This window comes from Desulfofustis glycolicus DSM 9705 (genome assembly GCF_900130015.1).
GTDB classification, from domain to species: Bacteria; Desulfobacterota; Desulfobulbia; order Desulfobulbales; family Desulfocapsaceae; genus Desulfofustis; species Desulfofustis glycolicus.
This window is the reverse complement of sequence record NZ_FQXS01000010.1, coordinates 48,041-69,257: the sequence shown is the minus strand read 5'-3', so window position 1 is coordinate 69,257 and position 21,217 is coordinate 48,041. Positions and strand designations below refer to the sequence as shown.

General features: G+C 61.9%; 16 protein-coding genes. 12 read left to right on the top strand and 4 right to left on the bottom strand.

Features of this window, described 5'->3' with window-relative positions:
• Window positions 1–21 precede the first annotated feature (21 nt).
• From BUC26_RS09935 to BUC26_RS09920, 4 genes are read right to left on the bottom strand one after another with little or no spacing between them, the layout of a single operon-like run.
• Complete coding sequence (locus BUC26_RS09935; RefSeq protein ID WP_073375674.1) at window positions 22–1,251, bottom strand: ABC transporter permease; 1,230 nt, start codon at window positions 1,249–1,251, stop codon at window positions 22–24.
• Window positions 1,244–1,915, bottom strand: coding sequence for an ABC transporter ATP-binding protein (locus tag BUC26_RS09930; RefSeq protein WP_208609762.1), 672 nt, complete (start codon window positions 1,913–1,915; stop codon window positions 1,244–1,246). The genes BUC26_RS09935 and BUC26_RS09930 overlap by 8 nt, the downstream gene beginning before the upstream one ends.
• Window positions 1,912–3,381, bottom strand: a complete 1,470-nt coding sequence (locus BUC26_RS09925; RefSeq protein ID WP_073375673.1) for an efflux RND transporter periplasmic adaptor subunit — start codon at window positions 3,379–3,381, stop codon at window positions 1,912–1,914. Before BUC26_RS09925 ends, BUC26_RS09930 begins: the two co-directional genes overlap by 4 nt.
• Window positions 3,378–4,835, bottom strand: a complete 1,458-nt coding sequence (locus BUC26_RS09920; RefSeq protein WP_073375672.1) for a TolC family protein — start codon at window positions 4,833–4,835, stop codon at window positions 3,378–3,380. Before BUC26_RS09920 ends, BUC26_RS09925 begins: the two co-directional genes overlap by 4 nt.
• A gap of 276 nt (window positions 4,836–5,111) precedes the next feature.
• Here BUC26_RS09920 and BUC26_RS09915 point away from each other — a divergent pair, with 276 nt between their 5' ends.
• From BUC26_RS09915 to BUC26_RS09860, 12 genes are all read left to right on the top strand, one after another.
• Entirely contained in the window at window positions 5,112–6,032 is a 921-nt protein-coding gene (locus BUC26_RS09915) for a DeoR/GlpR family DNA-binding transcription regulator (protein WP_073375671.1), read from the top strand.
• Window positions 6,007–6,852 (top strand): 3-methyl-2-oxobutanoate hydroxymethyltransferase, encoded by an 846-nt coding sequence (gene panB / locus BUC26_RS09910; RefSeq protein ID WP_073375670.1) that lies wholly within the window; start codon window positions 6,007–6,009, stop codon window positions 6,850–6,852. Before BUC26_RS09915 ends, panB begins: the two co-directional genes overlap by 26 nt.
• A 13-nt stretch (window positions 6,853–6,865) precedes the next feature.
• Window positions 6,866–8,164 (top strand): NPN-dependent 2-hydroxyacid racemase, LarAH10 family, encoded by a 1,299-nt coding sequence (larAH10, locus tag BUC26_RS09905; protein WP_161949833.1) that lies wholly within the window; start codon window positions 6,866–6,868, stop codon window positions 8,162–8,164.
• A 59-nt stretch (window positions 8,165–8,223) separates the two neighbouring features.
• Entirely contained in the window at window positions 8,224–9,231 is a 1,008-nt protein-coding gene (locus BUC26_RS09900; protein WP_073375669.1) for a TRAP transporter substrate-binding protein, read from the top strand.
• Window positions 9,232–9,341: 110 nt separating this feature from the next.
• Window positions 9,342–9,836: a TRAP transporter small permease gene (locus tag BUC26_RS09895; RefSeq protein WP_073375668.1), complete on the top strand. Its 495-nt coding sequence runs from the start codon at window positions 9,342–9,344 to the stop codon at window positions 9,834–9,836.
• On the top strand, window positions 9,833–11,110 hold the full coding sequence (locus tag BUC26_RS09890; protein ID WP_073375667.1) for a TRAP transporter large permease: 1,278 nt from the start codon (window positions 9,833–9,835) through the stop codon (window positions 11,108–11,110). The genes BUC26_RS09895 and BUC26_RS09890 overlap by 4 nt, the downstream gene beginning before the upstream one ends.
• 3 nt (window positions 11,111–11,113) lie before the next feature.
• Complete coding sequence (locus BUC26_RS09885) at window positions 11,114–12,394, top strand: nickel-dependent lactate racemase family protein (protein WP_073375666.1); 1,281 nt, start codon at window positions 11,114–11,116, stop codon at window positions 12,392–12,394.
• 2 nt (window positions 12,395–12,396) lie between these two features.
• Window positions 12,397–13,623 carry a four-carbon acid sugar kinase family protein gene (locus BUC26_RS09880; protein WP_073375665.1) on the top strand — a complete coding sequence of 409 codons (1,227 nt, stop codon included), beginning with the start codon at window positions 12,397–12,399 and terminating at the stop codon, window positions 13,621–13,623.
• A 22-nt stretch (window positions 13,624–13,645) separates the two neighbouring features.
• Window positions 13,646–14,677, top strand: a complete 1,032-nt coding sequence (pdxA, locus tag BUC26_RS09875; protein WP_073375664.1) for a 4-hydroxythreonine-4-phosphate dehydrogenase PdxA — start codon at window positions 13,646–13,648, stop codon at window positions 14,675–14,677.
• 64 nt (window positions 14,678–14,741) lie between these two features.
• A complete protein-coding gene (gene ilvD, locus BUC26_RS09870) occupies window positions 14,742–16,418 on the top strand; it encodes a dihydroxy-acid dehydratase (RefSeq protein ID WP_073375662.1) in 1,677 nt (558 codons plus the stop codon).
• A gap of 40 nt (window positions 16,419–16,458) precedes the next feature.
• Window positions 16,459–17,472: a hypothetical protein gene (locus BUC26_RS09865; protein ID WP_143165975.1), complete on the top strand. Its 1,014-nt coding sequence runs from the start codon at window positions 16,459–16,461 to the stop codon at window positions 17,470–17,472.
• A gap of 253 nt (window positions 17,473–17,725) precedes the next feature.
• On the top strand, window positions 17,726–20,950 hold the full coding sequence (locus tag BUC26_RS09860; protein ID WP_073375658.1) for a CARDB domain-containing protein: 3,225 nt from the start codon (window positions 17,726–17,728) through the stop codon (window positions 20,948–20,950).
• The last annotated feature ends 267 nt before the right edge of the window (window positions 20,951–21,217 follow it).

Genomic DNA, 21,217 nt, shown 5'->3' with positions numbered 1-21,217 from the left:
TTTTGTCCTTTTTTCCGTCTGTTACTCCCCATAACCCAGCGCCTGCAACGGATCCATCCGGGCCGCCTTGAAGGCCGGGTAGATACCAAACAGGCAACCGGTGGCCAGCGCCATCAGCAGCGGCAGCACGATGGTCGCCGACGAGATCACTATCGGCCAGCCGGCATAGAGCGAAACCCCGCGGGCCAGCGCCCAGCCGCCGGCCAGGCCGAGCAGACCGCCGAGCGTGGTCAGCAAGACGGCCTCACTGAGGAACTGTACGACGATATGATCGGGCCGGGCGCCAACCGCACGACGCAGCCCGATCTCCCTGACCCGCTCGGAAATACCGGCGAGCATGATATTCATGATACCGACGCCGCCGATGATCAGGGACAACGTGCCGATCGAACCGAAGACGATGGTGAATAACCGCTGGATTTCTCTGGCTTGGCTCAGCAGTTCATTCGGGACAATCACCGAAAAATCATCGACGCCATGATGGGCTGCCCGGACGGTGCCGGCAATCACTACCGTCGCTGCCTCGATCCGTTCCACCGTTGCCAGCTCGACGATCAATTCACTGACCGGTTCACCGTCTGCCGCTGCACCCAGCGTGCCGAGCGGGACGATGATCATCGTATTAATGTCGAGCAACGAAATCCGGCCGGTTTCCGCTGCGTCGACATCCCGCCGGTCGAGCACCCCGACTACCTGCCACAACTCGGAACCGATCCGGATCAGGGCACCCGGCTTGCCGTCCGCGCCAAGAGCTGCGGAAACAGACCAGCCGAGAACACAAACCCGATTACGATCGGCCAGATCCCGGTCGGCCAGGAACCGCCCCGCGGCCATGGTCAAGCCGAGAACAGCCCGATAATCACGGGTCGCTTCGATAACCCGCCCTTGCACATCGTCGGGCAGACCGGCCAGCTCGACCCGCTGGTCCCGACTGGCCGCCGTTCGCCTGATCGGCAGGCCGGTCGTCTGCAGACGCGTCAAGTCGCCGATCTGCAGACCACGGGACTGGTACCTCCGAGCCCGGGCAATCTGCTGTTCGGTCAGGTTGTCGGCGCGCAGATAGATATTGTTCAAGCCGAGCTGACCGATACGCCGCATAGTCTCCGCCTCGGCACCGGCGCCGATGGCAAAGATCGCCAGCACCGTCGACACACCGCAGACAATGCCGACAATGCTGAGCAGCGAGCGCAGCTTGTGCTGCGCCAGGGAGGTGATCGCCGTGCGGACGCTGTCGGAGAAAAATTCAGCCATCGTGCAGTGTCCCGTCCCGCAGCGTCACCAGGCGCCCGGCCCGGGAAGCCACGTGGCGATCATGGGTGACCATGACAATGGTATGGCCGTCGTCGTTCATCGCCTGAAACAGGTCGAGGATATCACCGCCGGTGCGCGCATCGAGATTGCCGGTCGGCTCATCGGCCAGGATCAGATCGGGGCGGGGCGCCAGTGCCCGGGCAATAGCCACCCGCTGCAACTCGCCGCCGGACAGCTCAGCCGGCCGGTGTTTGCGTCGCTGCCCAAGCCCGACCCGGTCAATGGCATCGTCAACCCGGTAGCGCACCTCGGATCTGGACAGTCCCTCCTGATAGAGAAAAGGCAACGCGACGTTCTGCACGACATCGAGATGCGGTAGCAGGTAAAACATCTGGAAGACATGAGCGATCCGGCGTGAACGTAGTGCGGCCAGTTCCCGTTCCGGTCGTCCCTGCAGCTGCTCACCGTCGAGCAGATAGCTGCCGCCGGCCGGGCGCAACAGACAGCCGAGGATATGCAGCAGCGTCGATTTGCCGGTCCCGGAAGCACCCATGACCGCCACAAAATCGCCCGGATCAAGACACAGATCGACCCCGCCGAGCACCTCTACCAGGTCGGCGCCGCGCCGATAGCCATGGCACACCCCACGCAGCTCGACGATCACGGCGCTTCCTGTCGGCGTTTGCCGGAACGGGGCACCGGCGTATCCGGCACCACCTGCGAGACACGGTCGCCGACATCGAGCCCGGCAACGATTTCCACGAAATCCTCGTTACGCCGGCCGACGGTGACCGAGCGCCGCTCGTAAAACGCGCCGGTGGAAAGATAGCAATAGTCCCCGCCGGCATCGCGAAACACCGCCTGGATAGGCAGTGTCGGCACCCGGCTCAGAGAAGCGACATGGATGACCACTCGGGCAGACATGCCGGGCCTGAGCCGATCATCGGTCTCGGCCAGAGAAATGTCCACCTGAAAAAATTTCTCTTCTCCCTGTCCACCCTTGCGCGCCAAGGCCCCGATAGCAGCCAGGCGGCCGGCAAACCGCTCTTCCGGGTACGCGTCGATAAAGACCGTTGCCTGCTGACCGGCCCGAATACGATGCAGATCAGACTCCCGTACCCGGCTTTTGACCGTCAGACTGGAGATATCGGGAAAGTACATGATCGGCTGATTGACGATGACCGTATCACCCTCGCGCGGGGTACGCATCTCGCCGTCACGGTAGGTCTCGTAGTGCACGATCATACCGTCAAACGGCGCCCGTAGCACCGTCTTGTCCAATTCCTCGAGAGCCCTGGCCAACGCCTCCTCGGCGGCCCTGAGCCGGCCCCTGGCCTGCATCAGGGTTGCCTCGGCATTGGCAATCTTGTGCACGCTGGCCTGGCGGATTTGCTCGATCGACAATCTCGTGTTCTGTTCCTTGGCCCGGGCGGTCTCGATCAGCAGCGGCAGCACATAGTCCTGATAGCTGTCGAATTGTCGTTTCGCCGAACGATGGGTCTCTTCGAGAATCTTGACGTCTTCGCCGACCCGATCCAACTCCGCCGGATTGGCGATCCCTTCTTTGGCCAACTCCTGCAAATCCTCAAGGTAGGCCCGATGACGCTGCAGGGCCAGAGCCGCCTCGTCCAGTTCATCACTGAGCTGCGCCAGCTTGAGCGGCCCTTCGCCCTCCACCAGGCGGCGCAGATCGAGCTGGGCCACTTTATGCTGGTATTCAGCGGTGATGATCCGCTGACCGGCTTCGTTTTTTTCCCACTCGACCAATTGCTCCGCGGCCTCGAGTGCGGCGGTCAGGTTGTGTGCCTCGATCCGCAGTTCCTCGACGGCCGTCTCGAAGGGCTGGGCGTCGAAACGGACCAGAATCTCGTCCTTGGCGACAAAGCGGCCGTTGCCGGCAAGATAGATGATCTTTGCCCCCGGTCCTTTGATCTGCGACGAGATCATGTGGGCCTGCTGCGCCTCCAGCGTACCGATGGTCCTGATCTCGACAGCCAGGTCGCGCACTTCGACCTGCACCAGGTAGGGATCTTGTTGCGGCGGTGTCTGGGGGGCGCCGAAAAGATAATAACCCGCGGATACCAACGCCGTGAGCACCAACAGACCGATCACCACCCGCCTGCCTTTCATTGCGCCACCCCGTCCCCGTCGAGCAGCGTACCGATGGCGGCCCGCAATCGATAGCCGTTGATGATATAGTTGATCTCCTCGGTAACCAGATCGGCCCGTGCCTGCTGAACCTGCCCCTGGGACTCGATTAGATCGAAGTTGTCGGCCTCGCCGTGGCGAAACTTGATCTGGGCGAGGCGAAATTTGCCGGTGGCCTGAGCGATCTGCTGGCGACGCAACGCCATCCGCTCCGCCGATTTTTCCAGTGCATTGAGCACCCGGCGAACCTCCCGGACAATGCTTTCGGTCAGCGCGGCGTACTGCAGCTGTCGCCGGCTCACCGCTATCCGGCTTTGCTGCCACTTCGCCTTTTCGGTCGACCGGGCCAGATCCGTCGAGCTGGAAAGCGTGACGTTCAACAGGTTCTCGTCATAATCCGACACATAATCGTCGCCGTCGATCCTGCCGCCACGGGTATAGGCGGCCTCCAGCTGCAAATCGGGCATGATGTTGTGATAGGCTATCTGGGCCTTCCGCCGCGCCTCGGCGATATCGGCCTCACCTTGTCTGATTTCAACCCGCTGCTCCAGGGCCACATCGACCGCTTCGTCCAGACCGATGGTGATCAGCGAGTAGGACAGCGGCGCCCGCACCGTCAGCGGTTGCTCGAGCGGCACGGCCAGCAGGGTCTTGAGCTGATCGGCCATGGTGTCGGCCCGTTCTCGGGCCAGGTTGAGACTGTCTTCGGTCTCCTTGATGCGGATCTCCACCCGATAGACATCCATCGACCGGGCCAGACCAATCCGTTCCTTACCGGCGGTCACCCGCAGATGTCGCTGCAATTCTTCGAGTTGCTGCCGGTAGAGACCGATCAACTGCTCTTCTCTGACCAGGCCGTACACGGCGGCAACGGTCTCCACAACCGTATCTACCCGCTGCCGGTGTAATTGGCGCCGGGCGGCGGCGACGGCAAATTCGTTGGTGTAAACCTCGTCGAGGACCACCTCTCGGCCCAACCCGCGCAGCAGCGGAACGGTAATCGAGAAGCCGACATCCGCGTCATAGCCAGCATCTCCCTTGGCGACGCTCGGCATAACGGCCGCCGTGACCCCGGTCTCAAAGGTTCTCGATACCGACCCGCCGACCTCCCAGACCGCGATGTCCCGCTCGTCGCTGCTGGAATAGTTGATACTGGAGAGCGGCCGCACCTTGACGGCAAATGCCTGCCGGGCAGCGATAACACCGTGCTCACTGCTATCAATCGCCAAGCGGGCGTCCCGGATCGAGCGGTTGTCGCGTAGCGCCCAGTCAATCGCTTCTTCCAGCCGCAGTTCGAGCGGCTCGACGGCCCCGGCCATCGGGGCCGTCAGCGGCAGCACCCAGGCGGTCAGCAAAACCACCCACACGAAGCGTCCTCGCCGGTGGCACGTGGGAGCGCCGGCGGCCTTTGTCTTCAAGATCGATCGCTTATTCATCGTCGTAACACCGGGGACCGAACTCATCATCTTCGGTAGCATTCTTTGTACCATGACAACCCAGTTGCGGAAAAATGCTTTTGTCTCCTCGCGAAAAAAAGAAGGCAGCTCCCTTCTGACATCCGCAGCTCGCGCCCCTAATTCAGGCCCCAAGAGAGTGATGAAAGGAAAAACAAGAAGCACCTGTCGTTGACGCAACCGTTTTTCTTGTTGACTTTTTATGATTGTTTGTGATCACTTTAGATATCTATTCCTGTTTTCTTCCCGGATTGGCCCATGACCGTCACGCAGAAAAAAGCGGATCTCATTCCTGCCCAGCGCCGCCATCTGATCTTGGAACTGATCCGCCGCAAGGGAGCCATTTCCGTTCACGAGCTTGCCCAGTCCACCGAGGCCTCGCTGCCGACCATCCGCCGCGACCTGGACTGGCTGGCCCGAACCGGCGCGATTCAACGCAGTCATGGCGGCGCCTCGCTGAAAACCGCGCCCGGCACGACCTTTGAACCTGACTACCATATCACGTCGCGGGTCGCCCGTGAGGAAAAGTCACGGATCGGCAGATGCGCCGCTGAGAGGCTGCGTGACGGCCAGAGCGTTATTTTCGACTCCAGTTCCACCGTCTACGAGGCCGCCTATCGGGTCGTTGAAATGGGCCTCAACCTGACCGCCATCACCAACGATCTGCGGATCGGCGAACTGCTCGCCGGTTGTCCGTCGATCAATCTGCTGATCAGCGGCGGCACCCTGCGCCCCGGCTCCTATACCCTGTTTGGAGAACCGGGCGTCTCGTTTCTGCAAGACCTGCATGTCGACGTGGCGCTGATGGGAATCCACGCAATTACCGACGAATCGTCGTGCTGCGACACCAGTCTCGACATCGCCTATGCAAAACGCTACATGGTCGCCGCCGCCGGATCGATCATGATTCTTGCCGATGCCACCAAATTCGGTCATGTCGCCTTCTATCACGCCTTCGACATCGACGACCGTTTTACGATCATCACCGACCGTCCCTTGCCAGCCGCGATCCAGAGCAATCTGGCGGCACACGGCGCCCCGGTGATTGTCGCAACCGATGCCGGAACGGCCGGCGCCGATCAGCCACCGAACCGGCGGCCGCACAAAAACCAATCCAACCCGAACCCAAGCACCAATCCAGGAGGACCTCGTTTTGAAGAAAAAACTGACCAGATTTGATCTGCAAACCATGAAGGACGAAGGCAGGCGGGCAGTGTGGATGACCGCCTACGATTATGTAACCGCACAGCTGGCGGAAGAAGCGGGCATGGACATGCTGCTGGTCGGCGACAGCCTTGGCATGGCTGTCTACGGCTATTCCGGCACCGTGCCGGTCACTATGGACCAGTGTATCTATCACTGCGAAGCGGTTCGCCGCGCCGCACCGAACACCTTCATTATCGGCGACATGCCGTTCGGCGCCTATCAGGTCGGTATCGAAGACGCCTGTCGCAACGCGGTTCGCTTTCACAAGCAAGCCGCAGTCGACTGTGTCAAGCTCGAAGGCGGTGTCCGGGTCGCCCCGGTGATCAAGGCCATCAGTGACGGCGGCATGCTGGTCATGGGCCATATCGGCCTGACCCCGCAGAGTTCCGGCGCACAGGGAGGCTTTCGGGCCCAGGGGCGGACCGCCGACAGCGCCCAGGCGATCATCGACGATGCACACGCGGTCTACGAGGCCGGCGCCTTTTCGATGCTGGTCGAGGGGGTACCGCCTGAAGTCACCAAGATCATTCGCGACGAGTTGCCCATCCCGATCTACGGCATCGGCGCCGGCGACTGTGACGGCCAGGTCATGATCTGCTCCGACATTCTCGGGCTGTTCCAGGCCTTTACGCCGAAATTCGTAAAGCGTTACGGCGACGTCGCCGGGGAATACCGCAAGGTCTTCGCGGCCTACATCGACGAGGTCCGCCAGGGCATTTTCCCCGGCGACGAGCATGTCTACAAAATGGTCGAAGGGGAAGCCGCCAAGCTGGCCGCCCGGCACAACAAGTAGGATGGACGGCACCGTGAACTATCGTGAATTTTCGCTGAAAATCGGCAAGGGGACAACCAGCTTTTCGATCCCCGAGTCGCAATTGCTCTATGAACTGGTCGGCAACAACCGCCCCCCGCCAGATGATCTGACCGCGACCTACCGCCACGCTCTCGATCACCCGATCGACAGTCCGCCGCTGCGTCAGATCGTTAAACCGGGTGAGCGGGTGGTGATCACCGTCAGTGACATCACCAGGGGCTGGCAGCGCAACGAGCTGACCCTGCCGCTGCTCATCGATTACCTCAACGAGGCCGGCATCAGAGACGAGGACATCACGGTCATTATCGCCGTCGGCGCCCATCGTCAGAACAGTCCCGACGAGTTTGTCGAGCTTTGCAGCGCCAAGGTCTGCCATCGCATCCGGGTGGTCAACCACAACGCCTGGGACACCGACAACATGGTTTATTACGGCACTACCAGCCGCGGCACCGAGGTCTCGGTCAACCGCCTGGTGGCCGAAGCCGACCGGGTCATCCTGACCGGCGGCGTCATCTATCATTACATGGTCGGCTACGGCGGCGGCCGCAAATCAATCATGCCCGGCGTTTCTTCCCTCAAGACCATCCAGCAGAGCCACATGTGGGCCATGGCCCGCACCGTCGGCGACGGCTCCAACCCGCTGGCCGCCAATATGAAAACCGCCGGAAATCCAGCCCACGAAGACATGATGGAGGTCGCCGCCTTCATCAAGCCCGATTTCATCGTCAACGTGGTACCCAACCTGGACGGCGAGTTGACCGGCTTTTTCGCCGGCAACTGGGTGTCGGCCTGGCAGGCAGCCACCCGGCTGGTCGATGAAATTTTCGGCGTTCCGATCAAGGAGCAGGCCGACATCGTCATCGCCTCGGCCGGCGGTTACCCGAAAGACATCAACCTCTACCAGGCCCAGAAGACCATCGACAATGGTGTCTACGCGATGAAACCGGGCGGTGTTGTCATCCTGCTGGCCGAATGCCCGGACATCGAGGAGCCAAGCGAATTTTTCGACTGGTTCGACAACGAGACCCTTGTCGATCTGGAAAAAGCGGTGCGCGCCAATTTCCTGATCTCAGGCTGGGTGGCGGTTCGCCAGCTCGAATACGTCAACAGCGGCTACATGATCATGGTTACCCACGAGAACAATATCGAACTGGCTCGCAAGGCCGGCGTGCATGGCGTCGCCACCATTGAGGAGGCCCTGCAGCTCGCCTATGAAAAATGTGGCAACGGCAACCCGACCGTCACGGTCATGCCGCAAGGTGCCAACACCTTCCCGATCCTGACGCCCTGACGGGCTCGGGCGGGACGGTAGCGGCGATATCGCAGTCAATCTACCACGAGGAGGAAGTTATGAGCAGAAAACGGTTTCTTGCAGCAACAGTCCTATGCCTGGCGGTTCTCATCATCTCTCCGGCATGCTACGCCAAAACCATCCTCAAACTGGGCACATCAACCCAGCCGACCCACATCTACAACCAGGCCGCCGAATATTTCGGCAAGCTGGTCGCCGAGCGGACCAGCGGCGACATCGAAGTCCAGGTCTTTCCGGCCGCCCAGCTCGGCTCCGAGCGGGACATGGTCGAGGGATTGCAGCTCGGCTCGCTGGAAATGACGCTGACCTCCACCGGCCCGATGGGCAACTTCGTCCCCCAGGTCAAACTCTTCAACCTGCCGTTCCTGTTCAAGGATCGCGAATCCTGCTACCGCGTGCTTGACGGCGAGATCGGCACCAGCATCGCCGATCGTTTCACCACTGTCGGTATCCGTTCGCTCGGCTGGTTCGAAAACGGCTTCCGCAATATCACCAACTCCAAACGGCCGATCAACACTCCGGAGGATATGGCAGGGCTGAAAATCAGGGTCATGGAAGACGACGTCTTCATCCTGACCATGAAAGCCCTGGGCGCCAGCCCGCTGCCGATGGCTTTCGGCGAACTCTATACCGCCCTAGAGCAAAAGACCGTCGACGCCCAGGAAAACCCGCTGGCCGTCATCCATTCGTCGCGCTTCTTCGAGGTCCAGAAGCACCTGGCGATGACCGGTCATTTTTACTCGCCGGCGGTTCTGCTGATCAGCGAGATCACCTGGAAGACACTGACTCCGGAACAGCAGCAGATCATCACCGAAGCAGCCGCCGAGGCCCGCACCTACGAACGTGAAATCTCCATGAAAGCCGACCAGGAACTGGAAGCAGCCTGCGCCAAGGAAGGCATGGAAGTCACCCATCCTGACAAGGCCCCGTTTGCCGCAGCCGTGGCTGGCGTCTATACCACCCCGTCGGTGGTCAAAGCCATCGGCGGCGGTGATGCCGAAGCCGGCCAGCAGCTGATCGACGCGGCCATCGCCGCGGCGAAATAGCTACAGCATCACCAGCCAACCCAGCCCCGGCCGAGCCGATCACTGCGCTGATCGGCTCGGCCGGACCGGAAGCCGTATCCCGGCGCAATCATCAGTGACAAGGGGCCGCCGTGTTTGTCAGGAATTGTTTCGAAGTCTTCGACCGCTGCATCAACTGGTTCCTCGCCCTGCTGATGGCGGCGATGGTGGTGATCATTGCCGCCCAGGTATGGTACCGTTTCATCCATAACGATCCGCTGTCCTGGTCCGAGGAGGCGGGACGCTATCTCTTTGTCTGGATTTCCTTCGTCGGTGCGGCGGCCGGGGTCCGCTACCAGGTCCATCTCGGCATCGACCTGATGGACAAGCTGCTGCCACCCAACGCTTACCGCTACGCCATTGTCGTCGTCAACCTGATCATCCAGATTTTTCTGCTGGTCATTATTTACTGGGGCTTCAAGATCCTCGGCATCATCCAGTTCCAGGAATCCCCGTCGATGAACATCTCCATGCGCTACCCCTATATGGCCGTACCGGTAGGCAGCATCCTGATGCTGATCAACTCGCTGCGGGTCATGGTGGCCGCGATCCAGAACCGCACGTTGGACCGGGAGGTGCGAATATGACCATCATCCTCTTCGTCTCCCTGGTGCTCTGTTTTATCATCGGCGTGCCGATCGCCTTCTCCCTCGGCGTCGCCTCGGTGGCCACCCTACAGTTCGGCTCCGACCTGCCACTGACGCTTGCGGCCCAACGGCTCTTTACCGGTACCGATTCCTTCCCGCTGATGGCCATTCCGTTTTTCATGCTGGCCGGCGAATTGATGGAATCGGGCGGTATTTCCCGCCGTCTGTTCGATTTCGCCCACGCGCTGGTCGGTTTTATCGCCGGCGGCCTGGCCATGGTGGCGGTGGTGGCGGCGATGTTTTTCGCCGGCATCTCCGGCGCGGCTGCGGCGGATACCGCCGCCGTCGGCGCGGTCTCCATCCCGGCGATGATCCGCAAGGGGTATAATCGCGGTTTCGCCGCCGCCGTCCAGGCGGCCGGTGGCTCGATCGGCGTCATCATTCCACCGTCGATCCCGATGATCATCTTCGGCGTGGTCGGCGGCGTCTCCATCGGCAAGATGTTTCTCGGCGGCTTCATCCCCGGCCTGCTGATCGGCGGCAGTCTGATGATCGTCAGCTATTTCATGGCCAAGAAGGCCGGCTACGAACGTGATTCCTTCCTCGGTTTCGCGGCCATGGGCCGCACGTTTTTCGGCGCTTTCTGGGCCCTTTTGATGCCGATCATCATTCTCGGCGGCATCCTCGGCGGCATCTTCACCCCGACCGAAGCCGCGGTGGTCGCGGCCATTTACGGGATGATCGTCGGCTTTGCTGTTTACCGCGAGTTGAAGCTGCGCGATCTGCCGAAAATCTTCGCCAAGGCCGCCGTTTCCACGTCGACGGTGATGCTGCTCATTGCCACCGCCAATATCTTCGGCTGGATACTGACCGCCGAACGGGTACCGCAGAACGTCGCCGCCTACCTGGTCAACCTGACCTCCTCGCCGGCGGTACTCTACGCGCTGATCCTGATCTGCCTGCTGGCCATAGGCACCTTCATGGAAACCTCGGCTTCGCTGATCATCCTGACCCCGGTCTTTCTGCCGGTGATCCAGCAGTTCGGCATCGACCCGGTCCATTTCGGCGTCATCATGGTCACCGCCCTGGCTATCGGCATGTTGACCCCGCCGCTCGGTATCTGCCTGTTCATTGCCTGCAATATCGCACAGATCCAGCTATCCGAAATCGTTCGCTATATCCTCCCCTTTCTAACCGTGATGATCGGAGTGCTGCTGCTGATGACTTACGTCCCCGATATTGTCATGTTTATCCCGAACACCTTTGGAGATTAACCCATGGCCAGTGTCACCATCCCCTTCAACGGCTCACCCCTTGCTTTCGACGTTCCCGAGCGCAATCTCGCCGAGGTATTGAGTCCGCAGCCGTCAACGCCGCTGCCCGACCTGGACCGATCCATCGAGGCCGCCCTGTCTCGACCGATCAACCAGCAGCCGCTGGAAACACTCGTCAAGCCGGGCGACCGGGTCATGCTCGTCAGTGACGACGTGACCCGGCTGACCCCGGTCGACCGGATCATCCCCCGCCTACTCGACCGACTCAACCGGGCCGGGGTCGCCGATGAACATATCAGTTGCATCATGGCGCTCGGCACCCATCGCTACATGACCGAGGAAGAATTGGAGAGCCGGGTCGGCTCAACCGTCTACGGGCGGATCCGGGTCTTCAATCATGAATGGCGCCAGCAGGACAACCTGGTCGACCTCGGCTTTTCAGCCCAGGGTACGCCGCTGCAGGTCAACCGGCTCGTGGCCGAAGCGGATGTGGTCATCGGTCTCGGCGCCATCGTGCCGCACCACATCGCCGGTTTTTCCGGCTCGTCGAAGATCATCCAGCCGGGCGTCTGCGGACCGCGCACCACCGCGGAAACGCACATGCTCTCCTGCAGCGGCGGCGATTCGTTTCTCGGCATGGCCGACAACCCGGTCCGCCGCGACATGGACGACATGGCCGACCGGGTCGGCATGCGCACCATCTGCAACGTGGTCATGGACAGCGAAGGCCGCTCCGTCGGCGTCTTCTACGGCGAGATGCGCGGCTGTTTCGCCGCCGGCATCGAGTTGGCCAGGAAGATCTACGGCGTGACTTACCGGGAAACCCCGGATATCGTCGTGGCCAATTCGTATCCCTGCGACCTCGACTTCTGGCAGTCCCATAAATCGCTCTATCCGGCCCAGCGCATGGTGCGGCCGGGCGGTACGATCATCGTCTGCACGCCGGCACCGGAAGGCATCAGCCCGGTGCACACCGATCTGCTCGATTACACGTCATGGTCTTCGGAGCAGATAACGACCGCCTATCGCAGCGGCGAGATCCGCAACGGCGTGGCGGCGGCGCTGGCCACCGCCTGGGCCCTGGCCCGGGAGAAGGCCTCGATCATCATGTACTCCCCGGGCATCCCGGCAGCGGATAAGGTGCGGCTCGGCCACACCCACGCCGCCACCGTCGACGACGCGGTGGCCGAGGCACTGCGCCGCCAGGGCCCGGACGCCCGGCTCACGGTGTTGACCCATGCCCCGGACATGCTGCCCATCCCGGCCCCCTCCGGCGATCGGTAACGATGAGGGAGCGGCTGCGCATCGCGGTCATCGCCGACGACCTGACCGGGGCGGCCGATACCGGGGTGCAGTTCTGCCCGGCAGTCGGTCCGGTGCTGCTGACCACCGGCGCCAACGGATTGCCGGCCGGCCTACTGGATCCGCCGGCCGGCCTGGCCGTCAGCACCGACAGCAGACACCTGGACGACCGATCCGCCGGACTCGCCGTGCAACGGAGTGCGAGCCGCATCACCGCACTGGCACCGGAGGTAATCTACAAGAAGATCGACTCCTGCCTGCGGGGCAATCTCGGCGCCGAACTCGACACTTTGCTCGAGGCCACCGGGGCCACCGCCAGTTTTGTCGCCCCCGCCTATCCGGCCCAGGGACGCACCACCGTCGACGATGTCCATCGATTACACGGAGTGCCGGTAGCCGACACGGAAATCGGCCGCGACCCGCTCGGACCGGTCCGGGAATCACGCCTGTCAATACTCCTGGCCGGCCAAAGCCGTCTCACCGTTGGCCGAATCGGTCTTGACCAGCTCGATACATCCGCCGATCGGTTGTCGGCCCGGGTCCAGGCCCTGATCGACAGCGGCTGTCACCACTTGGTCTTTGATGCTAAAACGACCGGTCATCTCGATAGCATCGCCCGCCTGGCCCGCCGCTACGGCAGCACCATCCTGCCGGTCGGCTCGGCCGGGCTGGCCGCCAGCCTGGCCCGTATCATGGCCGCTGAGCACGCCGCGCCGCCCCGGGCACATCGACCGATGGTAAAGCGTTGGCTGTTCGTTTGCGGTTCCGCCTCCGCTGTGCTGGCCCGGCAGGCGAACCGTCTTGCCGCCGCCACCGGCTGGCCGCTGCTGAGTTTTTCGCCGGCGACGCTGCTCGCCGGCGTCGACGCCGCCGTTCAAGCGATCGATCGACCACAGAGCCTGATCCTGACAATCGCGGCAGACGCCGCCGAACCGGCCGAAGCCCCCGACCGGATCGTTCGCTCCCTGGCCGGAATTGGTGCCGACCTGCTACCCAGGATTCAACCGGATGCTTTGTTCCTGTCCGGCGGCGACACCGCCGAGGCCGTTCGCCGCTGCGTCGGCGCCGATGGCCTGCTGCTTCACGAAGAGATGCTGCCCGGTTTGGTTTGCAGTGAACTTGTCGGCGGCCGCTACAGCGGCCTGACGGTTATTACCAAGGCTGGCAGTTTCGGCGAAGACGACACCCTGATCACGCTCGTCAACCATTGAATCCCGTAAAGGATAATCAATTATGCACACCCCTGACTCCCTCCCCCTGCTCGGCATCACCATGGGCGACCCCGGCGGCGTCGGCCCGGAAGTCTGCGCCAGGGCCTTGGCCGACCCGGACGTCTACCGGATCTGCCGGCCGCTGATCATCGGCGACGCCGCCATCATGACCAATGCCGTGGCCTTCAGCCATCTCGACCTGGCGATCAACGGCTGCTCCGCTGTTACCGACGGCCGCTTTGCCTGGCAGACCATCGACGTGCTCGACTTGGCCAACCTGCCTCTGGCCGAGCTACGCCACAAGACCGACACTGCCGCCCAGGGCCGCGCCTCGTTTCAGTACATCAAACGAGCCATCGACCTGGCGCTGGCCGGAGAAATCGACGGTACGGTCACCGCACCGATCAGCAAGGCGGCCATCAACCTCGCCGGCTTTCACTATAGCGGTCACACTGAAATCTACGGTGAACTGACAGAGACCACCGACTATGCGATGATGCTTGCCGACGGCCGTTTTCGAGTCACCCATGTCTCCACCCACGTCTCCTTACGCGAAGCATGCGACCGGGTAAAAAAAGAACGGGTCCTGAGAGTGATCGAGTTGACCGCCGCCACCCTGCACCAGCTCGGCATCGAGCAGCCACGCATCGCCGTCGCCGGCCTCAATCCCCATTGCGGCGAGGGCGGCCTGTTCGGCACCGAAGACGACAGGGAAATCGCCCCGGCGGTAACCGCCGCCGTTGCCGAGGGAATTGCCGCCGAGGGACCGTTACCGGCGGATACGGTTTTTTCCAAGATGCAGGGCGGCCTCTACGATTCGGTCGTCGTCATGTACCACGACCAGGGCCATATCCCGGCCAAACTGGTCGGCTTTCATTACGACGAAAAAACCGACTCCTGGGACCAGATGGCCGGGGTCAACGTAACCATCGGGCTACCGATCATTCGCACCTCGGTCGATCATGGCACCGCCTATGACCGGGCCGGTGACGGCCGGGCCAACCCGCAATCGATGATCGAGGCGATCAGACTGGCCGCCCGCCTGGCCGCCTGAGATCTGCCGGGACACAAGCGCGAGACGGCCGCATGAAACACCTCATTGCCAGAGGAGAGACGCTATGACGACACGGCGCAGCAGCAGGATCCTGAAACGGCCGGAATGGAGCATCAACCGCGCCTATTACAAATCGATGGGCTATAGCGACAGCGACCTGGAGCGACCGATGATCGCCATCGCCAACGCCTGGAGCACCACCGTCCCCGGCCATTATAACCTCCGCCAGGTGGCGGCGGCGGTCAGCGACGGCATCCGGGACGGTGGCGGCACCCCGGTAGAATTCGGAGTAATCGGCGCCTGCGACGGGATTGCCGAAGGCCATGACGGGATGCGCTACATCCTGCCGACCCGCGATCTCATCGCCCACTGTATCGAGTTGATGGTCCAGGCCCACCAGTATGACGGTCTGGTCCTGCTCGGCTCCTGCGACAAGATCGTGCCCGGCATGCTGATGGCCGCCGCCCGCCTCGATCTTCCGGCCATACTGGTCAATGGCGGCCCGATGCTCGGCGGCCCGCAGATCCATGGCCGCACCGCCGACAGCACCTCGATCATCGAGGGCGTCGGTCGTCTCCAGAAAGGCGAGATCAGCCGGGACGAGCTGGTCTGGATGGAAGACGTCTGCGCCCCGACCTGCGGTTCCTGCTCGTTTCTCGGCACCGCCAATACCATGTGCTGCATCGCCGAGGCCCTCGGCATGTCGCTGCCCGGCTCGGCGATGATCCCGGCCGTACACGCCGGCCGGCTGCAGGTGGCCCGTAGTTCCGGCCGGGCCATCGTCGATCTGGTCGATCGCGGTATCACCGCCCGGCAGATCATCACCGCGGACTCACTGGAAAATGCCATTCGCCTGACCTCGGCCATCGGCGGTTCGACCAACGCCGCCCTGCACCTGCCGGCGATCGCCTACGAGGCGGAAATCGAGCTCGACATCCGGCTGTTCGACCGGATCAGCCGCTCCACCCCGTTGATCGCCAAGATGAATCCGGCCGCATCGGCCAACGTCATCGATTTTTTTGAATCAGGCGGGGTGCCGGCGGTACTCGGCGAACTCACTCCGCTGCTGCACACTTCAGCGCTGACCGTCACCGGCCGCAGCCTCGGTGACAACATCGCCGGCAAGACATCCCCGGACGACGAGGTCATCAAGACCATGGCCCGGCCCTTCAGCACCGGCGGCGGCCTGGCGGTGCTCTTCGGCACCCTGGCCCCCGACTCGGCGGTCACCAAACCGGCAGCCATCCGAGACGATATGCAGGCCTTCACCGGACCGGCCCGGGTGTTCGAGTCCGAAGCGGCGGCCAACGAGGCAATTATGGCCGGACAGGTGCAGCCCGGCGAGGTAGTGGTGATCCGCTACGAGGGGCCGAAAGGGGGGCCGGGCATGCCGGAGATGTTCAAGGCAATGAAACTGTTGCACGGCCTCGGCCTGAGCGACCGGGTGGCCCTGGTCACCGACGGGCGCTTTTCGGGGACCAACAATGGTTGCTTCATCGGCCATATCTCACCGGAAGCGATGGAGGGCGGACCGATCGCCCTGGTCGAAGACGGCGACATCATCGCCATCGACATTCCCGGCAAGACCCTGGATCTGCAGGTTACCGCAAGCGAGCTGGATCGTCGCCGGACCGCCTGGCGCCCGCCGCCGCCGCGCGTATCCAAGGGATACCTCTATCTCTACGCCCGACTGGCCGCATCGGCGGACAAAGGCGCGATCATCCCCACCCGTGCCACTTGAAAATCATGATCTCCCCACCCCCTAACTATGAAGGAGAGGAATGATGAGACCCTCCGGTAGCCAACCATTACATCTCAACCTGCGCGACCTCGCCAGGCTGTTTGTCTGCTTTCTGTTGCCAGCGCTTTTTCTCAACGGCTGCGCCGGCACATCGTCGCTGCCGCCGAGCAAGACGACGGCCTTTTCCCCGCCGGTGCCGACTGGCGTCGACACTGGTCATGTACCGATCTTTGTCGTTGAAAACAGCGAACAACCCTATAACCTGATCGGCACGCCGGCGACGCAGCGAAACCCTGACGGCAGTCCGTTCATCGTCGTCGATCCGGTAGCGGCCACCGTCTATTACGAACGCGACAGCTTTACGACAGATCAAGGGCGCTATCGCAACGAGATTTACCGCATCCACCACGAACGTGTGCCTTTCGGCTGGGGCGCCCTGAATCTGACCGCCGGCACCAACCCGGGACTGCTCGTCATTTACACGCTCAACGAAGCGGACACGGTGGTGTTGATCACGACGGTTCATACCTGCGGCTGCTATCTCGCCTTTCTGCCGACCCCCGCCCTTCCCGAAGACGCCTATCCGGCCGATTGGCCACAGGATCGCCAATGGATTTACGGACACACGCTCCCGAGCCGCATGGAACTCCCCGAGCAGGGCCGGCAGATCGCCTTCACGCTGGCCGACCAGACCCATCGCGTCTCCGAGGTCTCGCTGATTGATCCGGACAACCTTCCGCCGGCAACGGAGCGTGTGCAGACTGACCTTGCACCGTTATCCGCCCTTTACCGGCTGCCGTTCGGAGAGACGATTGTTTCCTTCTTCGAAACCGACGGTCCCCGGTCCGGTTACGTGAAGAACAACAGCAAGCCGCTGGAGCGACTGCTGATCGGCTGGTGGGCCCTTGACTTTCGCGTCGGCGAGGACAAGGCGTACCGCGGCGGCGACAGCAGCGAAACCATCTTCTATACCAGTCTCAAGTTCTGGGCCCGGGAAGAATCCGACCTGAAGGATTTCCCCCGGTTTCTTGCCTATTGGGGCTGGAACCTCTAAACTATCTGTCGGCAGCAGCGATATCTTCGCTACCTGTTCGAGCAAACCGCCACGCCCCACTCCTGACGATCACCGACAAAACCCTTGCCTTGACAGAAACCACCGGCTAGGTTCTTTGTCAAAGCATCCCGCACCGAAATAATCCGGCCACCGGTTGAACCATTTGCCACAACCAAGGGACGTAGTGTTAGACGAGCCTTTTCAGCGGTCCACCACACGGGCATGGCTCAAACCATCGCAAGAGGGCAAAACCATGAAACAGCTCCGCATCATTTCCCTGATCATTTTCCTGCTGAGTTCTGCCGGCCTGGCAATCGACGGCACCGCTGCACCACTCGGCACGGTCACCGAAAAACCGGCCACCGTAAAACAAGTGCCTCCGACGATGCAATCGCCGCAAAAAAAAACGGCAGCGCCACCGGCTGTTATCAAGCCAGCATCGCCACCTCTGCAACAGATGCAGCGGACCGAAACACCGACCAGTGTCGCCGATCTGGTGATCAGGTCGTTTTCCTGCTCTCCGGCGACGATCAAAGCCGGATCCTCAACCACGCTGCGGGCCGTTGTCGCCAATGTCGGTACGGCCAAAGCACTCGATGTCGAAATCGGCTTTTACCTGGATGGTAAAAAGATTGCCACCCACCGAAAACTCGTCGTCGAGCCGAAACGATCCGTGCCGGCGACCGCCACGTTTCGACCGGAGCAGAGCGGCCGACTGAATCTCGAGGCCCGCGTCGACAGCAGAGAGGGATTGCAGAAAGCAAACCGGAAGCAGCACGTTGCCGATGCGCAGCTGATCGTCTCGAAGCCCCGACAACCGATGCAGCTGAAACCGGGCCCGCCGTCGTTGACGGAGATGAGAAAACCGGGAACCATCGCCCCGACTCGGCCAACCGAGTCCATTGCCGATGCCGCCACCCTGCGGCCGCTGCCCGCTGACCTGTCCGTAGCACAACTGCGCTACCACGACGATCCGGCATCATTGTCAACGCCCGGCACGCACTCCACGCAACCGGGCATTTCCTTTGTCCTGAGAAACAATGGCCCGGCTCACCTTGACCAGCACCAGTACCGCCGGAGCCTGGTGCGGCTCCTTGTCGACAACAAACCGCTGCCCGGCTACACCCGCATGGAACAACTCGCCGACTATGCCAAGCTCGGCAAACCGGGCAGCCAGTTCACCGTTGTCATACCGGGCGAATTAGCGAAACGGGTGCCCGTCGCCATCACCGTCAACAGTAACGACTCGGTCTTCGAACTGGATAAAAACAACAATACCGACCAAACCATACTCGGCCCGTCTGCTGCGCAGCCACAGACCGGCACCAGGCTCGACTCGGTCCGACAAAAAAACGCCACCGATCGTCTGCACCCCGCCTCCAGTCAAATCACAACCGGCTCCAACGCAGGGAAGGACAGCAACCGGAATCACAGGACACGACCACGGCCGCAGCTGGGCCTAAACCACGCATTGCCAACGCCGCAGACGACGGTGCCCGAGGCAACGCCGAAAATGCTGGATCTTGGCATCGAAATAACCTCGCCGAGCGGTAGCGATACCTTCCTCCGCGGCAGATCAATTCCGATCCGCTACCGGTTCAGCCGGCCCGTCGCTCCCGGCGGTTCGGTGGTCTTCTCGGCCATCAGGACAGGAGTCGGCGGCGAGGAAGCGACCATGTCCATCAGAAACGACAATCCACCCGGACCCGGCGATCCGTATCGTGAAGTCCAACTCCAGCTGCCGGCCGACGCCCCCACCGGTCTCTACCTGCTCTCCGTCAGCCACGCCGACTCGGCCGCCGCCGGCCTGAGCGATATGTTCCACGTCACGTCGCTGGACGCCTATGAGGTCGGCGGTGACGACGAAGCAATCGGCGATGGTGGCGGTTTCGGCGGCTCCGGAGAAGCGGGTTTTCATTTCACCCCATTCGAGGTAGTCGAGATCGTTGGAGACGACCCTCCTATCGGTGACGGCGGCGCCTTTGGCGGGCCGGGTGCACCGACGCTGTCTCTCGTCACGCCGAGGGCCGGCAGCCACATCGTCGAGTCGGAGAGAGACGGCAGGCTGCGGATGGATCTCAGCTGGCGCTACCACGGGCCGCTCGCCTCGCTGCCGGAACACTGGCAGATGGAACTCATCGACCCCACTACCGACGAAGTGGTGCGCAGCGAAAACCTGGCCTGCCTCGAAGCCCGCGATAGTCCCGCTTCGGAAACCCAGCCGCTGCCGTCCCGAACCTGCCAGGCCAGCTATGTCGACGACACCTTGAGCGGCAGCTATCGTCTGCGCATCAGCGGCGCCGGACTGGAGGCCGAAACCGCCGGCATCATTCACTGGGGGGTCGACGTTGATCGACCGTTTATCAGCCTGTATACCCATCCCCGCATCATCATTCAGGGCGAGCAGATACCGGTCAATTTCCAATTCAGACCGGCCCGCAGCGATATCGTCATTGAACTGTTCCGCGACGGTGAGCGCGCCTATACGCATGTCGTCCCGCGACTCAGTTGCGGTATCCTCGATGAAACGGATGTCAACGGCTATGGGACTTCCGACTGGTGCGAGCACGACATCGCGACAGACACGCTTGAGCCGGGCATCAATAACTACCTTCTCGTCGTACGCTCATTGACCACCGGAGTCGGCCGGGAGGCGGGACCTTTTTCCATCCAGGAGCCTCCGTTCAGCGAAACCGACGAGAACAGTGCCGATTTCCGGCTGGCCGGCTTGCGCGTGAGCGAAGAGGGGCTGGTACAAGTCTACACCGCTATCACTCCGGCAGCGACGGGCGGCAGAGTGCTCTCCTATCGCCTCGCCTTCTTGGTCGGTAAAACCGATGAACCGGGGCGGTATCAACGTGTTGAGAGAAATGTACCGGCATCCGGCGGCTGGGTCGATCTCGGGCATATCAACGGCTTCACCACCGCAGAAGACCGGGCCGCTCATAGCCAACTGGCGTTCACCGTCATCGTCAATCAACCGGTGGAAATCGTCGAACCGACCTACGACAACAACCGCACGACCGACAGTCTCAGAATCCGCAGCAGTGATACCTTTTGCCGGCTGAGGGCGCATCCTGGCTCCACCTTTTATGATGGAGACGCACACGTCCTGCATTACGAGATCGATCAATTCCGGCAAGTCATCACCGAAGTTGATATCATCTGCACGGACTTTGGCTTCAACCCGTCAGCCGGTAACGGCTCCGTAGCGGTAACCCAGATTATCAGGTCAATCCCCGGAGAACTCGGAAACCGCGAAGAAACCGTCTCGCTTGGCCGAAAAGCCATCAACCTGGCAACCGCCGCTTCCGTCGTCGGCGAAGCCGATACAAAACGGATCAGCCTCTTCAGCGGCGGGATCGACTGGCCGCGATACGGCGATGGAGAACTACGGCTTACGCTAGGCGGCAATCTGTTCTTCTCACGGAGCAGCCACCGGCAACAATTTGAAGTTTCCTTCCGCTATAGACGCTGATACCGGCGAAACGGACCCAACCACCGCAGGCACATCGCATGATGCGGTGGTTGGGACACCCCCGATATCTGAGATACGGGCCCACACTAGCCGCCCATAGATCCTGTTCCTGATCAAGATTCAAAAACCTGCAGTACCAGCCATTAAAGCGATAGTAACAACAAAAGAAAAATAGTTGATATTATCCGAGAAGGAAGAGATAGGTAAAACAAGCCGTTCAACCAGACGCAGAGGCCCGCCGCGCAGCTAATCGCGGCAAGTCTGTTG

Bases quoted from the DNA above. Each gene is read 5' to 3' on its own strand.
- BUC26_RS09935 (WP_073375674.1), bottom strand. From the start codon at position 1,251: ATGGCTGAATTTTTCTCCGACAGCGTCCGCACGGCGATCACCTCCCTG.
- BUC26_RS09925 (WP_073375673.1), bottom strand. From the start codon at position 3,381: ATGAAAGGCAGGCGGGTGGTGATCGGTCTGTTGGTGCTCACGGCGTTG.
- BUC26_RS09920 (WP_073375672.1), bottom strand. From the start codon at position 4,835: ATGAATAAGCGATCGATCTTGAAGACAAAGGCCGCCGGCGCTCCCACG.
- BUC26_RS09915 (WP_073375671.1), top strand. From the start codon at position 5,112: ATGACCGTCACGCAGAAAAAAGCGGATCTCATTCCTGCCCAGCGCCGC.
- BUC26_RS09900 (WP_073375669.1), top strand. From the start codon at position 8,224: ATGAGCAGAAAACGGTTTCTTGCAGCAACAGTCCTATGCCTGGCGGTT.
- BUC26_RS09890 (WP_073375667.1), top strand. From the start codon at position 9,833: ATGACCATCATCCTCTTCGTCTCCCTGGTGCTCTGTTTTATCATCGGC.
- BUC26_RS09885 (WP_073375666.1), top strand. From the start codon at position 11,114: ATGGCCAGTGTCACCATCCCCTTCAACGGCTCACCCCTTGCTTTCGAC.
- BUC26_RS09880 (WP_073375665.1), top strand. From the start codon at position 12,397: ATGAGGGAGCGGCTGCGCATCGCGGTCATCGCCGACGACCTGACCGGG.
- pdxA (WP_073375664.1), top strand. From the start codon at position 13,646: ATGCACACCCCTGACTCCCTCCCCCTGCTCGGCATCACCATGGGCGAC.
- ilvD (WP_073375662.1), top strand. From the start codon at position 14,742: ATGACGACACGGCGCAGCAGCAGGATCCTGAAACGGCCGGAATGGAGC.
- BUC26_RS09865 (WP_143165975.1), top strand. From the start codon at position 16,459: ATGATGAGACCCTCCGGTAGCCAACCATTACATCTCAACCTGCGCGAC.
- BUC26_RS09860 (WP_073375658.1), top strand. From the start codon at position 17,726: ATGAAACAGCTCCGCATCATTTCCCTGATCATTTTCCTGCTGAGTTCT.